Source organism: Nitrospirota bacterium, from assembly GCA_020846775.1.
GTDB lineage: Bacteria > Nitrospirota > 9FT-COMBO-42-15 > HDB-SIOI813 > HDB-SIOI813 > RBG-16-43-11.
The window spans coordinates 1-20,308 of sequence record JADLDG010000102.1; the positions used below are offsets into that span (position 1 = coordinate 1).

Genomic DNA, 20,308 nt, shown 5'->3' on the forward strand with positions numbered 1-20,308 from the left:
AATTTGAACCTCAACGTACGGGTAGTACGTCTACGGTCCAAATTATATGTCCTTCCTTGCACCTGGGCATTTTTGAACACAAATTACACTTAGCTGCTTTGTTAAACGCCCATTTGCGGCGTCAGGAAGATAAATTTGACCCTCAGCGTACAGGAAGTACGCCTACGGTCCAAATCTATCTTCCTTCCTTGCAACTGGACATTTTTGAGCAACGACTGATTTTAGCAGGATATTTGAAGAAATTCAACAGGTTTATAGGTCTTATTTATTGTCATCATCCACAGCCTGTTTCAGCATGTCAAGTATGCCAGGTATGGCTGAGGTTACCCTGTTCCAGTTTGGGATCAGCGGGGCGGCCATTGGGTTTTCTGAATAGGTATCAGCCGCTAACTTGATTGCATATGAGAATGCCTCTGCAGCGCTTGCCTCCGAATGCCTGTCAAATTTGAGCCCGTTGATTGCAGCATCTGCCTCGAATTTAACCATGGTATCCTCGGCAAGCCTTATGTATGCAACTTGCAGAGACTTAAAAAAACTGTCCGAAAGTACAATCCCCTCAGCAGCAAGGAATCTGAAAATAGACTTGCATATGTCTACAGTCATCCGCATCAACCCCTTTTTTGCATCGTCTGCGGATAGTAGCTGATGCTTGTGCTCATAGTTGTCAGCTATATCAACCTGGCAAACCCTTCGAGGGGAATAATTCCTGAAGACCTCAGATAATACACCGACCTCCAGACCCCAGTCCCATGGTATCCTGTTAGTCCTTGCCATGTCCGTTATCATTGCGAATTCCCCTGCGAGCGGATACCTGAAGCTGTCCAGAAACATAAGGAATGGGTTTGGTCCCACAAGTTTTTGCAGCGCCCTTATCAAAGGGGTTATAAGCAGCCGTGTTACCCTGCCGTGCATTTTATCAGTTATCCTGCTGTAATAGCCCTTGCAAAACACAACGTCTATATTGGGGTTTGCAACCGGGTAGCACAACCTGGCAAGCATCTCCCTGTTGTATGTGACTATATCACAGTCATGCAGCGCAATAACCTCAGACTGTGCGTTAGCGATTACATATCCGTAGGCTATCCACGCCGAACGCCCCTTTCCGTCTTCACCAGCCCATACGTTATTGCGGTCCAGGGTTGCATATAACTCCTTAACCCTTTTCCCCTCGTTATGAATAATCTTTACTTCACATGAAAGCTGAGACATGAAGTCTCTGACATATCTGAATTCCTTATCATTCGCCCTTCCAAGTGTGAGGATCACCTCACGGATATACCTGACTTTTTTTAATTCTGAAATAATCCCCTTAATTGCCTCTCCCTCAAACTCTGTAACAAGGGCAGGGAGCACCAGCGCTATAGGCCGTTGTCTGGTATATTCCATAAGTTCAGACTCTACCCTTTCCAGACCTGGATTTCCAAGCCTGTGCAAGGTAATTATCAAATCTGTCTGATAGAAGTCCGACATTATTCACCTCCTATAAATATTCAGCTTCTCTTTCTTTTTCATTCTTCTTTTCATCTTTATGCTCCGGCTCGCTGCCTTTAATTATCCCCTTAGCAGCATCAATTCCACCTATGCCGAAGGCTATAGCAAGGGCAAGGATGATACCGCCAAAGACTATGGAAAAGGCAGCTATCACGATTCCAGGCGCAATCTGGAGCTGTTCAAGGGCCATTGCAAGTATAAGGACGATAAGCAAAAGCCTTACTGCCTCGGCAAGTATCTTTGCATAGTGATATCCGCTGTTAACTGCAGTAATCAACACCGCCCTGCTTATAAATCCTGCCAGGATATATCCTGCAATAAGGATAACAAGGGCGGAGAATGCACGCGGGATATAGAGGAAGAATTGCGCTGTCAGATTATCAATGGTCTCCAGCTGAAGTGCATTCAATCCAATCATCAGGAACATTATAATAAGAAACCAGTAGATTATACCTCCGGATACATCAGACGGCCTTGACCAAACATCACCTTTTCTTATAATGGCGGTTAAACCTGCCTTGTCACACCAGCTGTCGAAGTTTATAACCCTGAAGACCCGCAGAAAAAACATTTTAATCAGGCGGGACAAAAAGAAACCTGCGATAAAAATTATCAGCATTGCAAGAAGATTTGGTATGAACTCAAAGATTGTCAATCCGAAATCCCTGAGCGGCTGCAATAACAAATCCATAAAGTTTTCCATGATATCACCTCCTTATTTCCAATTAGTTACAAGATAGTCTTTTTTATTTTCGAACTCCAGACACAATCTCTCTATCTCTGCCTCTGCACCTTCCTGTTCCATATTTTCCGCTTCAATTACAAATGAAGCCGTCTTCCCCAGATACAAAGGGACAAGAGACCGTATAAGGTGTTCCGGAGACATCACCTTTCTGTGATAGGCAACAACAAAGTCATATACTACATTAACCCACAATCCGGCAGGGAACCTGAATTCACCGTTGGAAAGTCTTCCAATACGTTCTATCTCGCCAAGATCCCCGGGCCCCATGATATCCAGCCAGATGTGCCGAAGGTCTTTAAGCCCTGCCCTGAATATGCCGAGCATCTTCTCTGCGTTTACCTTTACAGATTCAAGTCCTACATGATATCTGAAACCAAATGTCGGGACATCTGAGGAACCCCTTTCATCCTTCCATTTGTCATAGTGCCTTTCCGTCAGATTAAAGAGGGTGGAAACTACCTGCAACAGCATGTCTGACAGGTCTGACCCAGGATCCTTAGGGTCGTGAATCTTTGCACCGAGGAAGGTCTGGCAGACCTTGAAATCATTGGCAATGGCCTCCGTAGTCATCCATATGTCAATGCCAAAGCGGGCAACGTGGCTTTCCCATACATCCTGCGACAGATAAAACTCAGCCATCTTTCCGGAATATCCAAATTCACCACCGATAGGCTGACGGACCCTCCTGCCATAAAGCGTCCTTGTTAATGGATAAACGATTGAGTTGGTAATAGTCCCGTCAAACTTATGCCTGCTGTAGAATGGGGCTACAAAGTCAAAACCATTTTTAATTACCGGTGACAGAAGAAGCTCTATCCACTCAGGTGTTATGCTCCTTAAATCCGCATCCACTACGCAGCATGCCTCTGCATTCAGATCTACAGCCTGTCGAAACAACGCCCTGAAGGCGCTTCCTTTTCCTGGTATTCCAATATACGGCATGCTGATCCTGTGTATAGGATAAACAGGATGAGATAAGAATATTGCGGCATGATCGAGTGTCGCTGATCTTACAATATCTGGTGTGCCATCCTTAGAGCCTCCGTCGGAATTTACGATGAGGGCGCGCTTATCAGGGAAATATTTTGCAAGGCCTGCGCCAACGGCCTTGACTACGTGACCGATGGTTTTTGCGTTGTTATAACTGGCGATCCCAACGATGATGTCGGTATTTTCCATCTATTTATCACCTGCCTCTGCTATTATGACTTGAATGTCCATGACATTTGTCCATGTCGGTCCTGTGATCAGGTGATGTTGCGTCCCTGACAGTGAATCAAGGGTCTTGAAAAAATTATACGAGTCATTATTCCGGAGATATTCCATAGGGTCAATCTTGTATTTCAATGCAAGTTTTATAGTTTCTCCATCCACTATGGCTCCGGCTGCATCAGTAGGCCCATCTGTCCCGTCCGTACCGGCGGAAAGCATAGTTATACCTTTTTCGCCTTCGATTGCTGTCGCAAAGGCAAGGGCCAATTCCTGATTTCTGCCTCCTTTTCCGCTGCCTCTTACGCACACAGTAGTCTCTCCTCCTGAGAGCAGGCAAACCGGGACACTCCTGCTCTTTAATGATTTATTTACTGCCATTGCCTTGTCTGCCAAAGATCGTGCGGCATCCCTGACATCACCCTGAATATCAGGAGCTGTTATTTCCGTCTTGTATCCAAGTAACTCTGCATTTACCATTGCCGCAGAAAGGGCCTTCCTGATGCTTCCTACGATAATATTCCTTACATTCAGGAAAAATAACTTGTCTTTCTTGGGTGTTTCTTCAGCCCCTCCTTTCAAACCCTTCTCAATATATCTTAAAACGCTATCAGGCACTTTATCTTCAAGATTATATTTTGCCAATACCACCATCGCGTCACGAAAGGTTGAACCATCGGGGACAGTCGGCCCGGATGCTATGACATCAAGCCTGTCACCGATTACGTCAGACAGTATAATGGTCGCTATTGTCGCAGGATACGCCATCTCTGCAAGCCGTCCCCCTTTTACTTGTGAGATATGCTTTCTGACAGCGTTTAATTCATTTATGGTCGCCCCGGCCTTAAGCAGAAGGTTTGTCACACGCTTCTTGTCATCGAGTGAAATATCACCAGCCGGTGAAACAAGCATGGCTGACGCCCCTCCAGAAAGAAGACATATAACAAGCGTCTCAGCATCCGCATTCTTCAGGATGTCTGTAATGTCCTCTGTCCCTTTAAGGCCGCTCGTATCAGGAAGGGGATGCGATGCCTCAATCTGACGTATCTTTCTTAGCGGTCTCGTATGTCCGTATTTTACTATAATTATGCCATCATCAATAAGCTCACCGAATATATCCTCGACTGCCTGAGCCATTGGTGCCGTTGCCTTGCCTGCCCCGACAACAATTAGTTTACTGAAGTTGTTAGTCTTATATGTAGTCTGTCCATTGATAAATATTTCATTATCCCGAAGGCTTATGGCCTTACGGACAGAATCGTACGAATCCACTGATTTCAGTCCGGCGTAAAAAATATCTAAAATGTTTTCTCTGTTATTCACTCGAAATAGCCTTTCAAATCCTCCCTGCCCCCCTTTTCTAAAGTGGGGTAACTAATTTCCCCCTTTGAAAAAGGGGGATTAAGGGGGATTATATTCAAGCTTTGTGAACCCGCGGCTCATGACAGTTCACTCGTAATCAGTTTGATAACTTCTCTGTTCCATCCGGCTGGGCCTATGCCATCTGCCTTTATTATATTAGGAAGTTGTATCTTCTCTTCATAACTTCCGTCTTCCTTTTGAACAAGAACCGGATAGTCTGCATTCTGCAGTAGCGGAAGATCATTGAAACTGTCGCCAAGTCCTATTGTCACGATCCTTCCCAACTCTCTTTTATAATAATCCATGAGTATCTTAACGGCCTTACCTTTATCATTGTCACCAAGGATGTGATAATACCTCCCCTTAGTCCAGAAAAGTCCGGCCTTTTCTATCGCATCAATAAACTCCGTAACACGGTCTTCTCCTTCTTCGAATATGAAAGGTTCGTCAAAGTCTCTCTCCTTGGACAATACGGCATCTGATAATGGCAGACCCGTATGACGTGCGATTTCTTCGTGGTTCATATCACCAAATCCCTTTACCCTGATCCCCGTCCTTTGCCGTATATCATGAAATACCCTTCTGATATGATGATATGATTTGCCAAGTGTGATAATCCTGTAATCTCCTTTACATTCACCAGATACAGGGTTATTGAAATATCCTTCAGGAATAAAGATCCCTCCGCCATTTTCAGTTATGAAAGGGTCGTTGTTCCCCATCCGGCTGCGGTATTCACGAATCTCAGCACTGGTCTTACTGGAGCATAAGACTACCGGGTATCTTCGTTCTTTAATAACTTCGAGAGCAGGGATGGCATCAGCAAATGAATAATTTACCGGATGCAGTAATGTACCATCCAAGTCTGTAATGATAATGACAGTCGGCACTTTATAAAATGATTTCGGTTTATTGCCTGCAGGATAGATCAGTATTACTATACGCTAATGATGCTTTATAATCAAGTGAACGGGAAGGAGCTTGATTATATGTTTACACGGGTTAATCGAATTTCATGCCCCTGGTGACTACTACAACTCCTGATTCGGAAACAAAGAAACGCCTTTTATCCTCTTCCAGGTTGTATCCTATGACTGTTTTAGGCGGGACTGTGACCTTCTTGTCTATTATTGCCTTGTTGATCTTGCAGAATCTGCCAATTTCTGCATCCTCCAGGATTACCGATTGCCTGACATCAGCATAACTGTTGATTCTTACATTGGAAGATATTACTGAGCTTTGAACACGTCCGCCGCTGACGATTACACCTCCGCATACAATGGAATCCATGGCGATTCCGAGGCGACCCCCTTCTTCTTCCTGCGCAAAGACAAATTTTGCCGGAGGGTATTGTCCCTGATATGTCCTTATTGGCCATTCTTTATCATAAAAATTAAATACAGGGTCCACTGATGTAAGTTCTATGTTTGCATCCCAGTATGCGTCAATAGTACCGATGTCCCTCCAGTACTTTGCCTCTTTCTTATTCAAGTCTTTAAAGTTATACGCATAAACCCTGTTTGATTTTATCATACGCGGAATTATGTTTTTACCGAAGTCGTGTGCACTATCTTCTCTTGAATCAGCGTCAAGATTTGAGTAAAGGACATCTGTATTAAATAAATATACACCCATAGAGCATAGAGACAGATTTGGATTGCCAGGAATGGTCTTGGGATTTTTCGGTTTTTCTTCGAAACCGACTATACGGTAGTCTTGTTCTACTTCAAGTATCCCGAAACTGGATGCCTCTTTCCTGTCAAATTCAATAACAGCTACAGTGGCATCTGCATTATTTTCCTTATGGAATTTATACATCTCCATGTAATCCATCTTGTAGACATGATCACCTGAAAGTACAAGGAGGTATTCCGGATTTTCATTTTCAATAACATAGAAATTCTGATAAATGGCATCAGCGGTTCCCCTGTACCAATCCTGACTTACCCGCTGCTGGGGCGGGATGGTGATAATATATTCATCAAGATAACTACTCAGGATATTCCACCCTTTTCTTATATGGTTATCGAGAGACAATGATTTATACTGAACAAGAATAGCTATCTTTCTGAGGCCTGAATTTACTGCATTACTGAGGGTAACATCTATTATCCTGTATTTGCCGCCGAAGGGAACCGCCGGTTTTGCGTTGTCTGCCGTAAGAGGGTGCAGCCTTTCTCCCCTTCCGCCGGCCAATATCATTGTAAAGATATCCTTCATATTGCCTCCAGACTTTACTTGTAAATATTAAACAAAATCCTGTATAATTGCAACTTATTATAGTCTTAAAGTATCCTTATGGAGGGATCAAATTATGAAAAGCATCATTATCGTTTTATTCGTACTTATTTTAGTTACGGCAGGTGCAGGCTATTTTGGAATACCTATCCTCATTCGGAACGAGACCGCAGTAATAAAAGCCGATCTCCAGGATATGAAACAGCGGTTTGATAAGATAGAAGAATTTGTCAAGAATGATGAGGAGGCAATGAAGATGACCCAGTTTCCGCCTGATGCAGAGGCCGGCAAAATAATAAAGACAGTCAATTCCAACGCTGTTAAGATAGCCTCCCTCGAAAAGAGTTTATCAGCGACCAAGGAGCTCATAAATAAACAGAATGGGGCATTTGACAAGGCCATCAGTCAACAGAAACAGGCAATAGATGATTCAACGAGGAAACAGTCAGAAGCCCTCGATTCGGTCAGGAAAGAGACGAAGGGAAATTTGCAGCGTATTGAGTTCAGTGCCTCACTGGCGAACTTCAGGAGCCATCTCCTGAGGGTGTATGTGGAATTACGTTCAAATAATATTGCCTCGGCAAGGGGTGAAATGGACTTTCTGAACAATATGCTTGAAGAAGCCAGGACCGCAGCAGCAAATGGAGATAAGAAGGCTATTGAACAATTTCAGGCTACTTTGAAAAAGGCAAGAACAGAAGTAGAGACGGACTTACCTGCGACGATAAACATAATCAACTCACTCTGGCATGACATGGGGAAATTACTGCGTAAGAGCTGATGAAACATGACTCATCCGAAAATAGCCTTTCAAATCCCCCCTGACCCCCCTTTTCTAAAGGGGGGAACTTGATTCTCCATTAATAGTATGAGGAACATTATTTCCCCCTTTGAAAAAGGGGGATTAAGGGGAATTTTTTCATGCTCCTGGTTTGTGAGCACGCGGCTCACGACGGTTCACTCGAAAATCCCTCGATTCATCCTGACTAATTACTAATCTTCCTTTTCAATTCATCCAGTTTGGTTAGTGCCATCAATGGTGTCAAGTTCATTATGTCCAATTCTCTCAGTTCACTCAGAACCGGGTGTGTCTCAGCCGGTGTACTGAAAATATCTGTCTGTGACACATGCTGTGCTTTATCTTTATCAGAATGTGCCAGTTTCGGCATGCCTGATCCGTCAAGTTCTTCTTTTTCAAGGTTTGCAAGCACCTCTTTTGACCTGTTTATAACCTCTGCAGGTATGCCTGCAAGTCTTGCCACCTGGATACCATAGCTCTTGTCTGCAGTGCCAGGCATTACCTTTCGCAAAAAGATAACCTCATCGTTCCATTCGCGTACAGCCATGTGTGAGTTGAATATCCCTTCAGTTGTGAGGGCAAGTTCCGTCAGTTCATGATAGTGGGTGGCAAACAGTGTCTTTGCCTTAAGCCTCCTGTTTATAAATTCAGCGGCTGCCCACGCGATGCTAATGCCGTCAAACGTGCTTGTCCCGCGTCCAATTTCATCAAGCAGAATCAGGCTCCTGTGGGTTGCATTGCGAAGGATATTTGAAGTTTCCTCCATCTCAACCATGAATGTACTGCGCCCCTCGCTCAGGTTGTCTGACGCCCCTATTCGCGTGAATATACGGTCAACTACTCCTATATGTGCTTCACTGGCAGGGACAAAACATCCGGTTTGAGCCATCAGTACAATGATAGCTGTCTGCCGCATGTATGTTGATTTACCGGCCATGTTGGGCCCTGTCAGTATCATGAGTCTGTTTTTTTCATAATCGAGTTCAATGTCGTTGGGTACAAAGCGCTCACCAAGTCCCATCTGTTCGATAACGGGATGCCTGCCGTCTTTAATCATTATTGTAAGGCCATGGTTTATCACAGGCCGTATATAATTAAATGAGTGTGCTGCCTCTGCAAGTGAGGCAATTACATCTATGCCTGCAATCCCCCTGGCGCTATTCTGCACCCGCTCTACATCCCTCGCCGCTGTTTCCCTGATTTCTTCAAAAAGGTGTAGTTCGAGTCTTTTTATCTTCTCATCTGCTCCAAGCACTGTTTCTTCATATTCCTTCAGCTCAGGTGTAATAAAACGTTCGGCCCCGGCAAGCGTCTGCTTTCTGATATAGTCCTCAGGTACATTATGAAGTTTTGTCTTTGTCACTTCCATGTAATATCCGAAGACCCTGTTGTAGCGGATCTTCATGGAATCTATACCTGTCCTCTGACGCTCCTTTGCCTCAAGCCTTGCAATCCAACCCTTCCCCTCCCGGCTTATTTCACGCAGTCTGTCGAGGTCAGGGTTAAAACCATCCCTTATAACACCGCCGTCTGTAATTGACAGGGGAGGGGAGTCTGCTATAGCTTCAGAGATCAACTTCTGTAATTCTCCGATACCGTCAATCATGTCAACTGCATTACTGATGAAGGTATCTGAACAATCGGACAGGAGGATTTTCAGTTCAGGTATGATTGAAAGACATTGATTAAGAGACGTGAGGTCGCGTGCATTTGCTGCCTTGAGTGTAATCCTGCTGATAATTCGCTCCATATCATGAATATTTCTTAAAAGCTCGCGCAATTTGTATCTTAGCGTAAAATGATTCCTCAACTCTTCGATCGCATCCTGTCTCCTTATGATCTCATCACAGTCCATAAGCGGATTGAGTATCCAGTGCCGCAGCAGTCTCCCTCCCATCGGTGTCATGGTCTTGTCCAGCAGGTGAAAAAGGGTGCCTTTTCGTTGTCCTGTCTGTGATGACCTGACGAGCTCGAGCGTACGCTGCACCTGGTCGTCTACCGTCATGTACTGTCCTTGCCTCCAGACCTTTACACGGTTGATGTTTTTTAGTAAGGTCTTCTGAGTCCCGGAAATATAGCCGAGGAGTGCGCCGGCGGCGTTTATAACAGGACTGTGCGCATCAATACTTATTGATTCATTTTGTTTCTCTTTTATATGTTCATTGAATACTGCCGAAGCCCTGATAAATTCGAACATTTCAGCGGGACATCTATTGATGCACAACATTTGCAGCTGACTGCTGCTCAGAAATCCTGAGCAGTCAAGACCTTGCGGCACTATTAACTCTTTCGGGGCTATGCGGGCTATTTCGTCGGAAATTTCCATCCATATGTGCTTGTCTACGGTATTAAATCCCCCCTTCACCCCTTTATTAAAGGGGGGAATAGGAGTTTCTTCTTTCGTAAATGGGAATATGCCAGTTCCTTCTTCTTTAAATGGAGATATTCGAGTTCCCCCTTTTGCAAAGGGGGATATAGGGGTATTTATCTCCGCAATATAGAAATCACCTGTAGAGATGTCTACAAATGAAAGCCCGGCGATGGCGACAGTCTGGGACACTTCGCCTGGTGCAGCACGTTGGGAAGTGTCCCCGAAATAAACAGATGCTATATAATTATTTTCCCTCGAATCAAGGAGGTTTCCGTCGAGTATGGTCCCTGGACTTACTATCCGGATAACCTCTCGCCTCACTATACCTTTAGCTGTTGCCGGGTCTTCTACCTGTTCACAGATGGCTACTTTGTATCCGGACCGTATAAGCTTCGGAAGGTATGAGTCAACTGCATGATATGGGATACCGCACATTGGTATGGGATTATCATTTCGTTTGTCCCTTGTCGTGAGCGTTATCTCGAGTATCTTTGATGCAGTGACGGCATCATCAAAAAACATTTCATAAAAATCTCCCATCCGGAAGAATAATATTGCGTCCCTGTGGTTATTTTTTATTTCCTGGTATTGCCGTAAGAGAGGGGTTAGTTGATCCTGGTTTGCCATCTGCTGTTATCTCAGTTACCTGTCTGCAACGCTGTTATCTTTCAATCTGCGCCTCAGCTTTCTTATTTCCATCTTGTCTCGTATCCATAGTGGCAGCAGGATGAGTGAGAATAGTAATCCGCTGATTAAAAAAGTTACAATCAGCACGAGATAGAGCGGCATCGGTGATGTGGCTCCAATAATGTAGTTGACCTGGACCAATTCCTTGTTGGCTATTGCCATTATAGCTAGTGTGATCAGGATAATAAGAGCAATTATGACACGAAGCATTTTCTACCTTCCTTCCAGTTTAAACCCCGGTTTATGACGACTCCTCCCTGAAAAATGGCAAAAGGAGGTCGTATGTTGCCTGGATATGCTGGGGTATGATCTTTGTCTCTGCCAGCACAGGCATAAAGTTAGTATCCCCTGTCCATCTTGGAACAATATGAACATGCAGATGATCATCTATCCCGGCCCCTGCCTCTTTGCCGAGGTTAATGCCGATATTGAAACCCTGCGCCTGAAATATCTTCTTTAGGACATTCACTGACTTTCTTGTCAGGAGCATCAGGCTTTGCAGTGTCTCCTCTGACAGCCCGTTAAGGTCATTTGCATGTTCATAAGGGACTATCATCAGGTGGCCGTTTCCGTAAGGGAAAAGGTTCATGATAACAAAGGCATGTTCTCCCCTGAACAGGATCAGGTTGTCTCTGTCTGCATCTTCCTTAGGCTTTACGCAGAATATACACTCCTCAGTATTACCTTCCAGGATATAAGTCAATCGCCATGGCGCCCATATTTGCTTCACTCCAGAATCCTCCATTCACGACGGTTCACTCGAAATAGCCTTTCAAATCCCCCCTGCCCCCCCTTTTCTAAAGTGGGGTAACTAATTTCCCCCTTTGTGAGCCCCGGCTCATGACGTGTCATTAGAGGATATTCTTATCCATTCCAAGTTCTTTCATCACAAGCTGCAAATCCTCCCATGCACGGCGTTTCTCATTTGGATTTCTCAGTAGATATGCCGGATGAAATGTGGCAACTATTTTGTAATCACCTTTATCATGCACACTTCCCCTCAGGTCACTGATCCTTGTTGTCGTGTCAAGCAAAGTATGTGCGGCGAATGTCCCCAGGGCACATATAACCTCAGGCTTAATCACGCCAATCTGCTCTTGTAAAAATGGTTTACATGCTGCAATCTCATCATCCGCCGGATTCCTGTTGTCAGGCGGCCTGCATTTGATCACATTTGCTATGTATACATCATCCCGTGAAAGCCCCATAGCGGTGATCATCTTTGTAAGCAATTCTCCTGCCCTTCCAACGAATGGTATACCCTGCTTGTCTTCTTCCCGTCCGGGCCCCTCACCGACAAACAATAGTCGTGCCTCGGGATTGCCTGTTCCGAAGACTATGCTGGTCCTGCCGCTCCAGAGTTTACATCTCTGGCAGTCCCCAATTTTATCACGCAGCATTTGAAGCCGCTCAAATCCCCCTCCTTCGACAAGCTCAGGACAAGCTTTACCCCTCTTTTCTAAAGGGGGGATGGGGGGATTATTTTCATCATCCTCCCTGTCACTTTGAACCATACCCCTGTCATTCTGAACTTGTTTCAGAATCTCCTGACCCTGCAACGTAGGAGATCCTGAAATAAATTCAGGATGACAGGCTGGATTTTTAAGCTCCTTTGTAACCACTGTTTCTATTCCAATTTCGTCCACACCGGTTTCCTTCAGCGAAAGCAGGTATTCCCTGACATCTTTTATCATTTCAAGAACATCTTTACTATGATCCATGAATAATGCTCTTCATTACTGTTCTTTTATTAACAATTAGTACTCACCTGTTAGATTCTTCAATATTTCTCTGTGATGACTTCCAAACGCCTTTATGTCAATTGTGCGTGTCTCCTCATCCACCCACTTCAAGGTTATATCCAACCTCTCATCCGGCAGTGTGTCCTTAATCCTCTCAGCCCATTCAATTGCCGTTACCCCTTTACCATACAAGATTTCTTCCATCCCGATGTCTCTCAGATCTTCGATGATGCCTATCCTGTAAAGGTCTATGTGATATAGAGGTATCTTCCCCTTATACTCGTTTACTATGATAAATGTCGGGCTTGTTACGCGGGCATCTTTTATTCCAAGCCCGTCTGCGATCCCCTTGACGAAACATGTTTTTCCGGTCCCAAGCTCTCCTGTCAGAAAAATTACATCTCCCGGCGACAAAAGACTCCCGAGTCTTTTCCCAACCTCCATTGTTTCTTTAACACTCGCTGTCCTAATTGTAATAGGGTAACCCTTTACCTCTCGCCTTTTGCGATTGCCTTTACAATATCCTTCTTTCCCACTATCCCGACAAGCTTACCCCTCTTTAGGACTGGCAGGTGATGGATTTTCTTTTCGCTCATAATTGTGGCTATTTCCTCAATAGTGGAGCTCTCTGATATTGATACTACGACTTTCGTGAATATATCCTCGACCTTAGTTGCTGCCATCCTCTTGATATCTTCTTCAAATCTCTTAGAGCTTCCAAGATATATTACTGCGTCAAAAATGTTGATTACCGTGGGAATGTGGAGTCTCTGCTCCATCTTTATAAGGTCATTTTCTGTGACCATTCCGATGAGCTTTCCATCCTCATCTACTACTGCTGCCCCGCTGATGTCATGCCTTGTAAAGATGCGGGCGAGGCCTTCTATGGTTACGTCCGTTGTAACTGTTATGACCTCTTTGGTCATTATGTCTTTGGCTGTGGCCATACTGTCTCCTTGTCTAAAGCCATTTCTTACGTTCCAGTTGTTTAATTGCTGCTGGTATATGTTCAATAAGATCTCCTGCAATCATGCCTGCCATGCCTGTTTCTTGTGCGGCTATGTCTCCTGCAAGACCGTGCAGGTATACTCCAAGCCTGGCTGCGTCTGAAGGCTCAACACCCTGTGCGATGAGGCCTGTAATAATTCCTGTCAGTGCATCCCCTGTCCCTCCGGTTGCCATCCCAGGGTTACCGGTAGGGGAAATATGCACTGCTCCGGAGGGTTCAGCGATCACAGTATGCGCCCCTTTCAGGATCAGGTATACACCATAGGTGATCGCAAAATTCCTTGCCGTACCTATACGATCCTGCTGAACCTCTGCTGTACTCTTTCCTGTCAGTCTGCCCATCTCTCCGGGATGAGGTGTAAGTATAGTTGCAGACCTTCTCTCCCTTAGAAGTTCAGTTGAGCCTGCCAGTGCATTTATAGCATCTGCATCAACAACCAGCGGGATGCTGATTTCTACAATCAGCTTCTTTACGAATGACACAGTCTCCTTGTTAGTCGTGAGACCGGGTCCTATCGCGACAACGGCCTTATCCCAGCAAGCAGCCATTATAGTCTCAGCAGCATCAGCGGCGATTGTCTGTTCGTCTGTTTCAGCAAGCGGCTGAGTCATTACCTCTGTCAGTTTTCCTGCAACTATAGGCTGCACACTCTTCGGAACCGCAAGTGTCAGAAGCCCCGCCCCTGTCCGGAGACATGAGAGCGCTGTCATAGCCGCAGCCCCGCCTTTACCAATGGAGCCGGCGATTACCAGCGCATGTCCGTTCGTTCCCTTATGTGAATCAGACTGTCGCGACGGGACTATGTCCTGCATATCATTCCCTGTCAAAAGGCTCAGGTATATCGCCTCTTTTTCAACAGCTGCTGCTGGTATGGATATATCAGTTATCTGGAGTTTCCCTGTATAGTCAGGCCCCGGATATAAGTAATGTCCCCTCTTAGGCAGGGCAAAGGTTACTGTTGCTGTTGCCCTTATTGCTGCGCCCATGACCTCACCTGTATCGGAATTGATCCCTGTAGGAATATCTACCGCAATAACAGGTCTTTTAGAGCTATTGATAAGTTCTATAACCTCCATATATTCTTCTTTAACTGCCGATGCGAGCCCGGTACCGATCATTGCATCTATAATCATATGGCTGTGTCTTAATCGTGAACTCAGTGTCCTCAGACTGTATTTCCCTTTTTCATTAACCTCGATACCCATCTTTAATGCAATATTCAGATTTATTGCCGGTTCTGATTTGAAATCTGCTGTATCAGAGAGGAGATATACTGTCACACTCGCCCCCAGATTATGCAGTTGCCTTGCAGAGGCAAGACCGTCCCCGCCATTATTACCCCTGCCGCACATAACTGTAATCCGTTTCCCGCTGATTGAGACAAGCATCTGCTCCACGGCGCGTGTAATGCCTGAAGCCGCATTTTCCATGAGGAGCAGGGTAGGAATGCCATATTCATCCCCGGTACGCCGGTCTATATTATTCATTTCCTGTGCAGTGGCTATGTACATGAGAAGCTCATCCGAAAATAGTCTTTCAAATCCCCCCTGCCCCCCTTTTCTAAAGTGGGGTAACTAATTTCCCCCTTTTGTGAGCCCACGGCTCATGACGGTTCACTCGAAAATACCTGTTGTTTGTCATTATCCGTCCCCAACTCATTGCTCATTGCTGATCACTCTTTGCTATTATGGCATGACTCACTCCATCAACCCTCCAGCACCACCTGTGCTATGGCATGATCACCATCATGGGATATACTCACATGGATTCCGGTAACCCCCATGGATTCCGCTATTTCCCTTAATCTGCCATGCAGAAGAATTTCAGGTCTGCCGTTGTCCCTGCTGATGACCTCTGTATCCTTCCACGTGATGCCACTGGCAATACCCGTCCCCAGCGCCTTTGACATCGCCTCTTTAACTGCGAATCGTGCTGCAAGGCGCTGATGAGGGGATTTATTAAGCATCGAATATTTAATCTCACCTTCTGTAAATACCTTCTCAAGAAATCTCTCTCCCCATCTCTTTTCAGCCTCATTTATCCGGCTGATCTCCACAATATCAATCCCAATACCTATTATCAAAACCCGGCTCTCATGAATAATTAATGACAAAAACGATGTCCCAGTTTACGCTCAAAAATGTCCAGTTGCAAGGAAGGAGTCAGAACGCCCCAAAAGGGTATTTTTCAGCGTAAACTCCAAAATTATGACAGAAAACCCATAGAAGGGTCAATAGATATCAAAAAACACCCAAATTGATACTATATGACTTTCCCTGGTCAATTCCGGGATTTACCATGCTTCATTTTCGTTGACTTTGAAGGTCTCTTATGTTTTTATATATGACTCTGGGGCTGGTTTCTCTGAGCGGCAGCGCTTGAATTACCGGGAGGAAATTAATCATGAGGGAGATGAAAATAGCGCCTTCTATCCTGTCTGCGAACTTTGCCCAACTTGGTGAAGAACTCAGGAGGGTGGAGGATGCAGGGGCTGACTGGATACACGTGGATGTAATGGACGGGCATTTCGTTCCTAACATTACAATTGGACCATTTGTGGTCGAGGCCGTTAAAAAGGCGACATCTTTACCTCTTGATGTGCATCTGATGATAGAGAGGCCTGAGGGATACATATCTTCATTTGCCGATGCGGGCGCTGATATAATTACAGTACATGTTGAGGCATGTACGCACCTCCACAGGACGATTCAGCAGATAAAAGAGTCCGGCAAGAAGGCTGGCGTGTCATTGAACCCTTCAACACCTCTTGTTATGGTAGAGTGTGTCCTTGAAGACATTGACCTTCTGCTCATAATGTCTGTGAATCCCGGTTTCAGCGGTCAGAAGTTTATTCCGTTTTCCATGGAAAAGATAAGGGAGGCAAGGCGGATGCTCGACAAGATCGGTTCAAAGGCATATCTCGAGGTTGACGGCGGGATAAAACTTGATAACATTGCAGAGATTGCAGCAGCGGGAGCTGATATGTTCGTTTCGGGCTCCGGGGTTTTCGGGACTCAGGATTATAAAATGACAATAGGGGAAATGAAGAAGAGGGTCAGTCTATAGTTCCTGCCTTAGGCATCATATGAATACAGAAGAGTTAAAAAATATAGTTGAAAGCCTTCACCCCCTTGAGCTGAAAATCCTCTTTGTCTTTGAAGCAGGAAAGTCCGTAGATGATAATATCCTGATCAATGAGGCGTCAATAGAGCAGTCTCAGAAGGATATGGCGATAGGGTGGCTGCTTGCCAAGGGGATACTTTCGGTTGCCGCAGAGACAGTTGAACGGTCTGTTGTCCTGACGGAAACAGGCGAGAGGTATTTTGATCTGAAGATACCTGAACTCCGCATCTTCCAATCCATCAAGGCAAATCCTGATTATTCCATGGCGGATGTTAAAGGGCGTGATGACATTGAGCCTGCTGAGATAAGTTCGGCAGTCGGTCTTCTTAAGGAAAAGGGGATAATAAAGATTGCAGCAGGCGGACGGCTGGAGCTGGATGATGAGTCATTGATATCTGAGTTTGATGAAATACAGCGGCTCATCAGTTTAGTCAGAGAAAAAGGGGAGATCAGCTTATCTGGCCTGCCTGAAAAAGAACAGACGATTATAGAGGGGTTGCACAGGAAGAGGGGTAAGTCCAAGGGTATTTTCAGGATAAATGAACAGGTCAACCGTTCATACGTACTGACGGACACAGGTATCAACATCCATGCAGCAGTGCTGGAGAAGGGGATCCCGGTTGAAGAAATAGCACAGTTAACCCCACAGATGTTGAAAGACGGTTCATGGGAGGGTAAATCATTCAGGAAATACAATATTACGCTTCCTCCACCAAGGATTACACCCGGCAGGAAGCATCCTTACAGGGAATTTCTTGATAACGTAAAATACAAGCTTGTTGCGATGGGGTTTGAAGAGATGAGGGGAGGGCTTGTTGAGAATGAGTTCTGGAATATGGACGCCCTCTATATGCCCCAGTTCCATCCGGCAAGGGATATCCATGATGTCTATTATGTAAAGGAACCGGGATTATCAAAAGAGATAGAAGAGCCATTCCGGACAAGGGTTTCAGAGGCACATTACTCAGGAGGCGAGACAGGTTCAAGGGGATGGAAGTATCACTTTGATATAGAAAAAGCAAAACGGCTCATGCTCCGCAGTCAGGGGACAGCAGTTTCAGCAAGGACACTTGCACGCAGCCCGAAGAATCCGGGTAAATATTTTTCTATAGCACGCTGTTTCAGGTATGAGCAGGTGGACGCCACACATGCACAGGACTTCTTTCAGATAGAGGGGATTGTTATTGGTGAGGATATAAATTTCCGCACATTGTTAGGCCTCCTTGAATTATTTGCTTTGGAGGTTGCAAAGGCAAAGGAGATAGAATTCCTGCCTGCATATTTCCCTTTTACAGAGCCGTCTGTAGAGCTTCATGTTAAACACCCTAAGCTCGGCTGGATGGAGCTTGGCGGTGCAGGTATCTTCAGGCCTGAGGTCACGATCCCGCTTGGAGTAGATGTCCCTGTAATAGCATGGGGGCTGGGCCTCGACAGGATGGCAATGGTAGCGCTGGAGATTCATGACATAAGAGACCTGTTCTCCGGCGACCTGGATATGATAAGGACTAAACGCGTGCAATGGATATAATCAGTTGAACCCCTCATGAGCCAGGGCTCACAATGGGGCATGAAAAATCCCCCTTAATCCCCCTTTTTCAAAGGGGGAAATCAGGTTCCCCCCTTTAGAAAAGGGGGGTAAGGGGGGATTTGAAACTGGATTCTTGGATGAATCAGGAGTTTTTAAGTTGCCAACGATAAACATAAAAAAGAAAGACCTCGAAAATCTTACAGGCATATCTTTTCCCCTTCATGAACTTGAACATCACCTCCAACTGGTTAAGGGAGAGCTGAAGGGTTACGATGAGGGGACGGATGAGCTGAAGATTGAGTTAAGCGACAGCAACCGGCCTGACCTCTGGTGCTGTGAGGGGATTGCACGGCAGATTAAGGGGAAGCTCACAGGGGCATGGAGAGACTACGAGTTCTTTTACTCAGACGGGAGTGATAAGGCAGGAGAGATCATAGTATCCGGAGAGATGAAGGATATTCGTCCATATGTCGGCGGTTTTATTGCCACCGGAGTGACAATAGATGATGAGATGCTGGTTCAGATGATCCAGACTCAGGAAAAGATATCAGAGATCTTTGGAAGCAAGAGGAAGAGGATATCAATCGGGATATACAGCCTCTCTAAGATAAACTTCCCGGTTCACTATAAGGCCATAGGGCCTGAGGACCTTAAATTTGTACCGCTTGGTTTTGATGAAGAGATGACCCCGAAGGAAATACTGGAGAAACACCCCAAGGGACAGGCATACAAAGATATATTAAGAGGTATGCAGAAATATCCAATACTGATTGACAGTAAGGGGAGTGTCCTATCATTCCCGCCTGTTATCAACAGCCGGGAGGTTGGTGAGGTCAGGGCAGGGGATAGCGAGTTATTTATAGAAGTAACAGGTACAGATATGAGGCTAGTGTTATTAGTCCTGAACGTCCTGTCCGTTAACGTCCATGACCGGGGGGCTAAGATAAGCAGGGTTGAAGTCAAGTATCCCTACGATACAGGATTTGGCAGTAATGTGAGTATCCCCTGTGATTTCGCAGATCATATATCACTTACAGTAAATAACGCTGAGAGGGTCATCGGTGAGAGACTGAGTCTGAAAGAGATCTCCTCTCTGCTTGATAGTTATAGTCATTGGGTCAAGAGGGAAGGAGAAACAGTCATGGTGACTCCACCTCCGTACAGGGATGATATTATGCACCCTGTTGACCTCTGCGAGGATATTGCCATCAGCCGTGGTTACGGTCATTTTAAACCTGTTATGCCGTCACAGATGACAGTAGGCTCCTTGTCAGAAATTGAAAAGTTCTCAGACAGGATCAGGGGATATATGGTCGGGGCAGGATTCCAGGAAATTATCTCTAACATATTAACATCCAAAGAAGACAACATGTATAAGATGGGGCTTGAGAATGAGAAGGTCATTGAGGTGGATAACATAATGTCACAGAGCTATTCAGTCCTGAGGCACTGGATCCTCCCGTCTTTATTACGTGCAGAATCAGCAAGCAGTGAGAGTTTCTATCCCCACAGGATATTTGAGGCAGGGGAGACAGCAGTCTATGATGAGTCAGAAAATTTATCAGCCCGAACAGCTATTATGTGTGCCGCCCTTATCTCCCATCACACCGCTAATTTTTCTGAAGTCCATTCGATACTGGATACCCTTATGTATTATCTTCAGATGGACTACAGGCTGGTTCCCGGGGTCCATCCTTCATTTATCAACGGAAGGATGGGTTGGATACATGCCGGTGAAAATGTCATCGGTTTCATTGGTGAAATGCATCCAAAGGTTTTAACCGCATGGGACATTCATGCGCCATGCAGCGCCTTTGAAATTGCCATTGATAAGATTCTTGCTTTATACCAGAATTGACAGTATTAAGCCACATACCGCCTGTTGTAATTTTGTGGTCTGTTATTGTGGCGACATTATTTTCAGCGGGTGTAGGGATATTCTTCGGAGTCTATCCTGCCTACAGGGCTGCCCGGCAAGATCCGATTACAGCCCTGAGGTATGAA

The 20,308-nt window shown here is 45.3% G+C and carries 18 protein-coding genes; 4 read left to right on the forward strand and 14 right to left on the reverse strand.

What is annotated here, in order from left to right; genetic code table 11:
• Window positions 1-261 precede the first annotated feature (261 nt).
• The 6 genes from IT392_12140 to glgC form a co-directional block, all read right to left on the reverse strand.
• Window positions 262-1,470: a glycosyl transferase gene (locus IT392_12140; GenBank protein MCC6545225.1), complete on the reverse strand. Its 1,209-nt coding sequence runs from the start codon at window positions 1,468-1,470 to the stop codon at window positions 262-264.
• A 10-nt stretch (window positions 1,471-1,480) separates the two neighbouring features.
• A complete protein-coding gene (locus IT392_12145; protein ID MCC6545226.1) occupies window positions 1,481-2,194 on the reverse strand; it encodes a hypothetical protein in 714 nt (237 codons plus the stop codon).
• 12 nt (window positions 2,195-2,206) lie between these two features.
• Complete coding sequence (locus IT392_12150; protein ID MCC6545227.1) at window positions 2,207-3,415, reverse strand: glycosyltransferase; 1,209 nt, start codon at window positions 3,413-3,415, stop codon at window positions 2,207-2,209.
• On the reverse strand, window positions 3,416-4,768 hold the full coding sequence (locus IT392_12155) for a glycerate kinase (GenBank protein ID MCC6545228.1): 1,353 nt from the start codon (window positions 4,766-4,768) through the stop codon (window positions 3,416-3,418).
• Between the two features lie 116 nt (window positions 4,769-4,884).
• Entirely contained in the window at window positions 4,885-5,697 is an 813-nt protein-coding gene (locus tag IT392_12160; protein MCC6545229.1) for an HAD-IIB family hydrolase, read from the reverse strand.
• 112 nt (window positions 5,698-5,809) lie between these two features.
• Window positions 5,810-7,027, reverse strand: coding sequence for a glucose-1-phosphate adenylyltransferase (glgC, locus tag IT392_12165; GenBank protein MCC6545230.1), 1,218 nt, complete (start codon window positions 7,025-7,027; stop codon window positions 5,810-5,812).
• Between the two features lie 94 nt (window positions 7,028-7,121).
• On the opposite strand from glgC, the gene IT392_12170 reads away from it, so the two are divergent.
• Window positions 7,122-7,826: a hypothetical protein gene (locus tag IT392_12170; GenBank protein MCC6545231.1), complete on the forward strand. Its 705-nt coding sequence runs from the start codon at window positions 7,122-7,124 to the stop codon at window positions 7,824-7,826.
• 205 nt (window positions 7,827-8,031) lie between these two features.
• Here IT392_12170 and mutS read toward each other — a convergent pair whose 3' ends face one another.
• The 8 genes from mutS to IT392_12210 form a co-directional block, all read right to left on the reverse strand.
• Window positions 8,032-10,842, reverse strand: coding sequence for a DNA mismatch repair protein MutS (mutS, locus tag IT392_12175; protein ID MCC6545232.1), 2,811 nt, complete (start codon window positions 10,840-10,842; stop codon window positions 8,032-8,034).
• A 15-nt stretch (window positions 10,843-10,857) separates the two neighbouring features.
• Window positions 10,858-11,112 carry a LapA family protein gene (locus tag IT392_12180; GenBank protein ID MCC6545233.1) on the reverse strand — a complete coding sequence of 85 codons (255 nt, stop codon included), beginning with the start codon at window positions 11,110-11,112 and terminating at the stop codon, window positions 10,858-10,860.
• Between the two features lie 31 nt (window positions 11,113-11,143).
• Window positions 11,144-11,632: an HIT domain-containing protein gene (locus IT392_12185; protein ID MCC6545234.1), complete on the reverse strand. Its 489-nt coding sequence runs from the start codon at window positions 11,630-11,632 to the stop codon at window positions 11,144-11,146.
• Between the two features lie 121 nt (window positions 11,633-11,753).
• Window positions 11,754-12,623 (reverse strand): uracil-DNA glycosylase, encoded by an 870-nt coding sequence (locus IT392_12190; GenBank protein MCC6545235.1) that lies wholly within the window; start codon window positions 12,621-12,623, stop codon window positions 11,754-11,756.
• A 36-nt stretch (window positions 12,624-12,659) separates the two neighbouring features.
• Window positions 12,660-13,121, reverse strand: coding sequence for a tRNA (adenosine(37)-N6)-threonylcarbamoyltransferase complex ATPase subunit type 1 TsaE (gene tsaE / locus IT392_12195; GenBank protein ID MCC6545236.1), 462 nt, complete (start codon window positions 13,119-13,121; stop codon window positions 12,660-12,662).
• 11 nt (window positions 13,122-13,132) lie between these two features.
• Complete coding sequence (locus IT392_12200; protein ID MCC6545237.1) at window positions 13,133-13,591, reverse strand: CBS domain-containing protein; 459 nt, start codon at window positions 13,589-13,591, stop codon at window positions 13,133-13,135.
• A 13-nt stretch (window positions 13,592-13,604) separates the two neighbouring features.
• Window positions 13,605-15,164, reverse strand: coding sequence for an NAD(P)H-hydrate dehydratase (locus IT392_12205; GenBank protein MCC6545238.1), 1,560 nt, complete (start codon window positions 15,162-15,164; stop codon window positions 13,605-13,607).
• A gap of 194 nt (window positions 15,165-15,358) precedes the next feature.
• Window positions 15,359-15,736, reverse strand: coding sequence for a holo-ACP synthase (locus tag IT392_12210; protein ID MCC6545239.1), 378 nt, complete (start codon window positions 15,734-15,736; stop codon window positions 15,359-15,361).
• A gap of 329 nt (window positions 15,737-16,065) precedes the next feature.
• Here IT392_12210 and IT392_12215 point away from each other — a divergent pair, with 329 nt between their 5' ends.
• The 3 genes from IT392_12215 (at window position 16,066) to pheT (ending at window position 20,162) form a co-directional block, all read left to right on the forward strand.
• Complete coding sequence (locus IT392_12215; GenBank protein ID MCC6545240.1) at window positions 16,066-16,719, forward strand: ribulose-phosphate 3-epimerase; 654 nt, start codon at window positions 16,066-16,068, stop codon at window positions 16,717-16,719.
• Between the two features lie 19 nt (window positions 16,720-16,738).
• The gene (locus tag IT392_12220) at window positions 16,739-18,304 is read left to right on the forward strand and encodes a phenylalanine--tRNA ligase subunit alpha (protein MCC6545241.1); all 1,566 of its coding nucleotides are present in this window, start codon (window positions 16,739-16,741) and stop codon (window positions 18,302-18,304) included.
• 157 nt (window positions 18,305-18,461) lie between these two features.
• On the forward strand, window positions 18,462-20,162 hold the full coding sequence (gene pheT / locus IT392_12225) for a phenylalanine--tRNA ligase subunit beta (protein ID MCC6545242.1): 1,701 nt from the start codon (window positions 18,462-18,464) through the stop codon (window positions 20,160-20,162).
• Window positions 20,163-20,308: the final 146 nt, after the last annotated feature.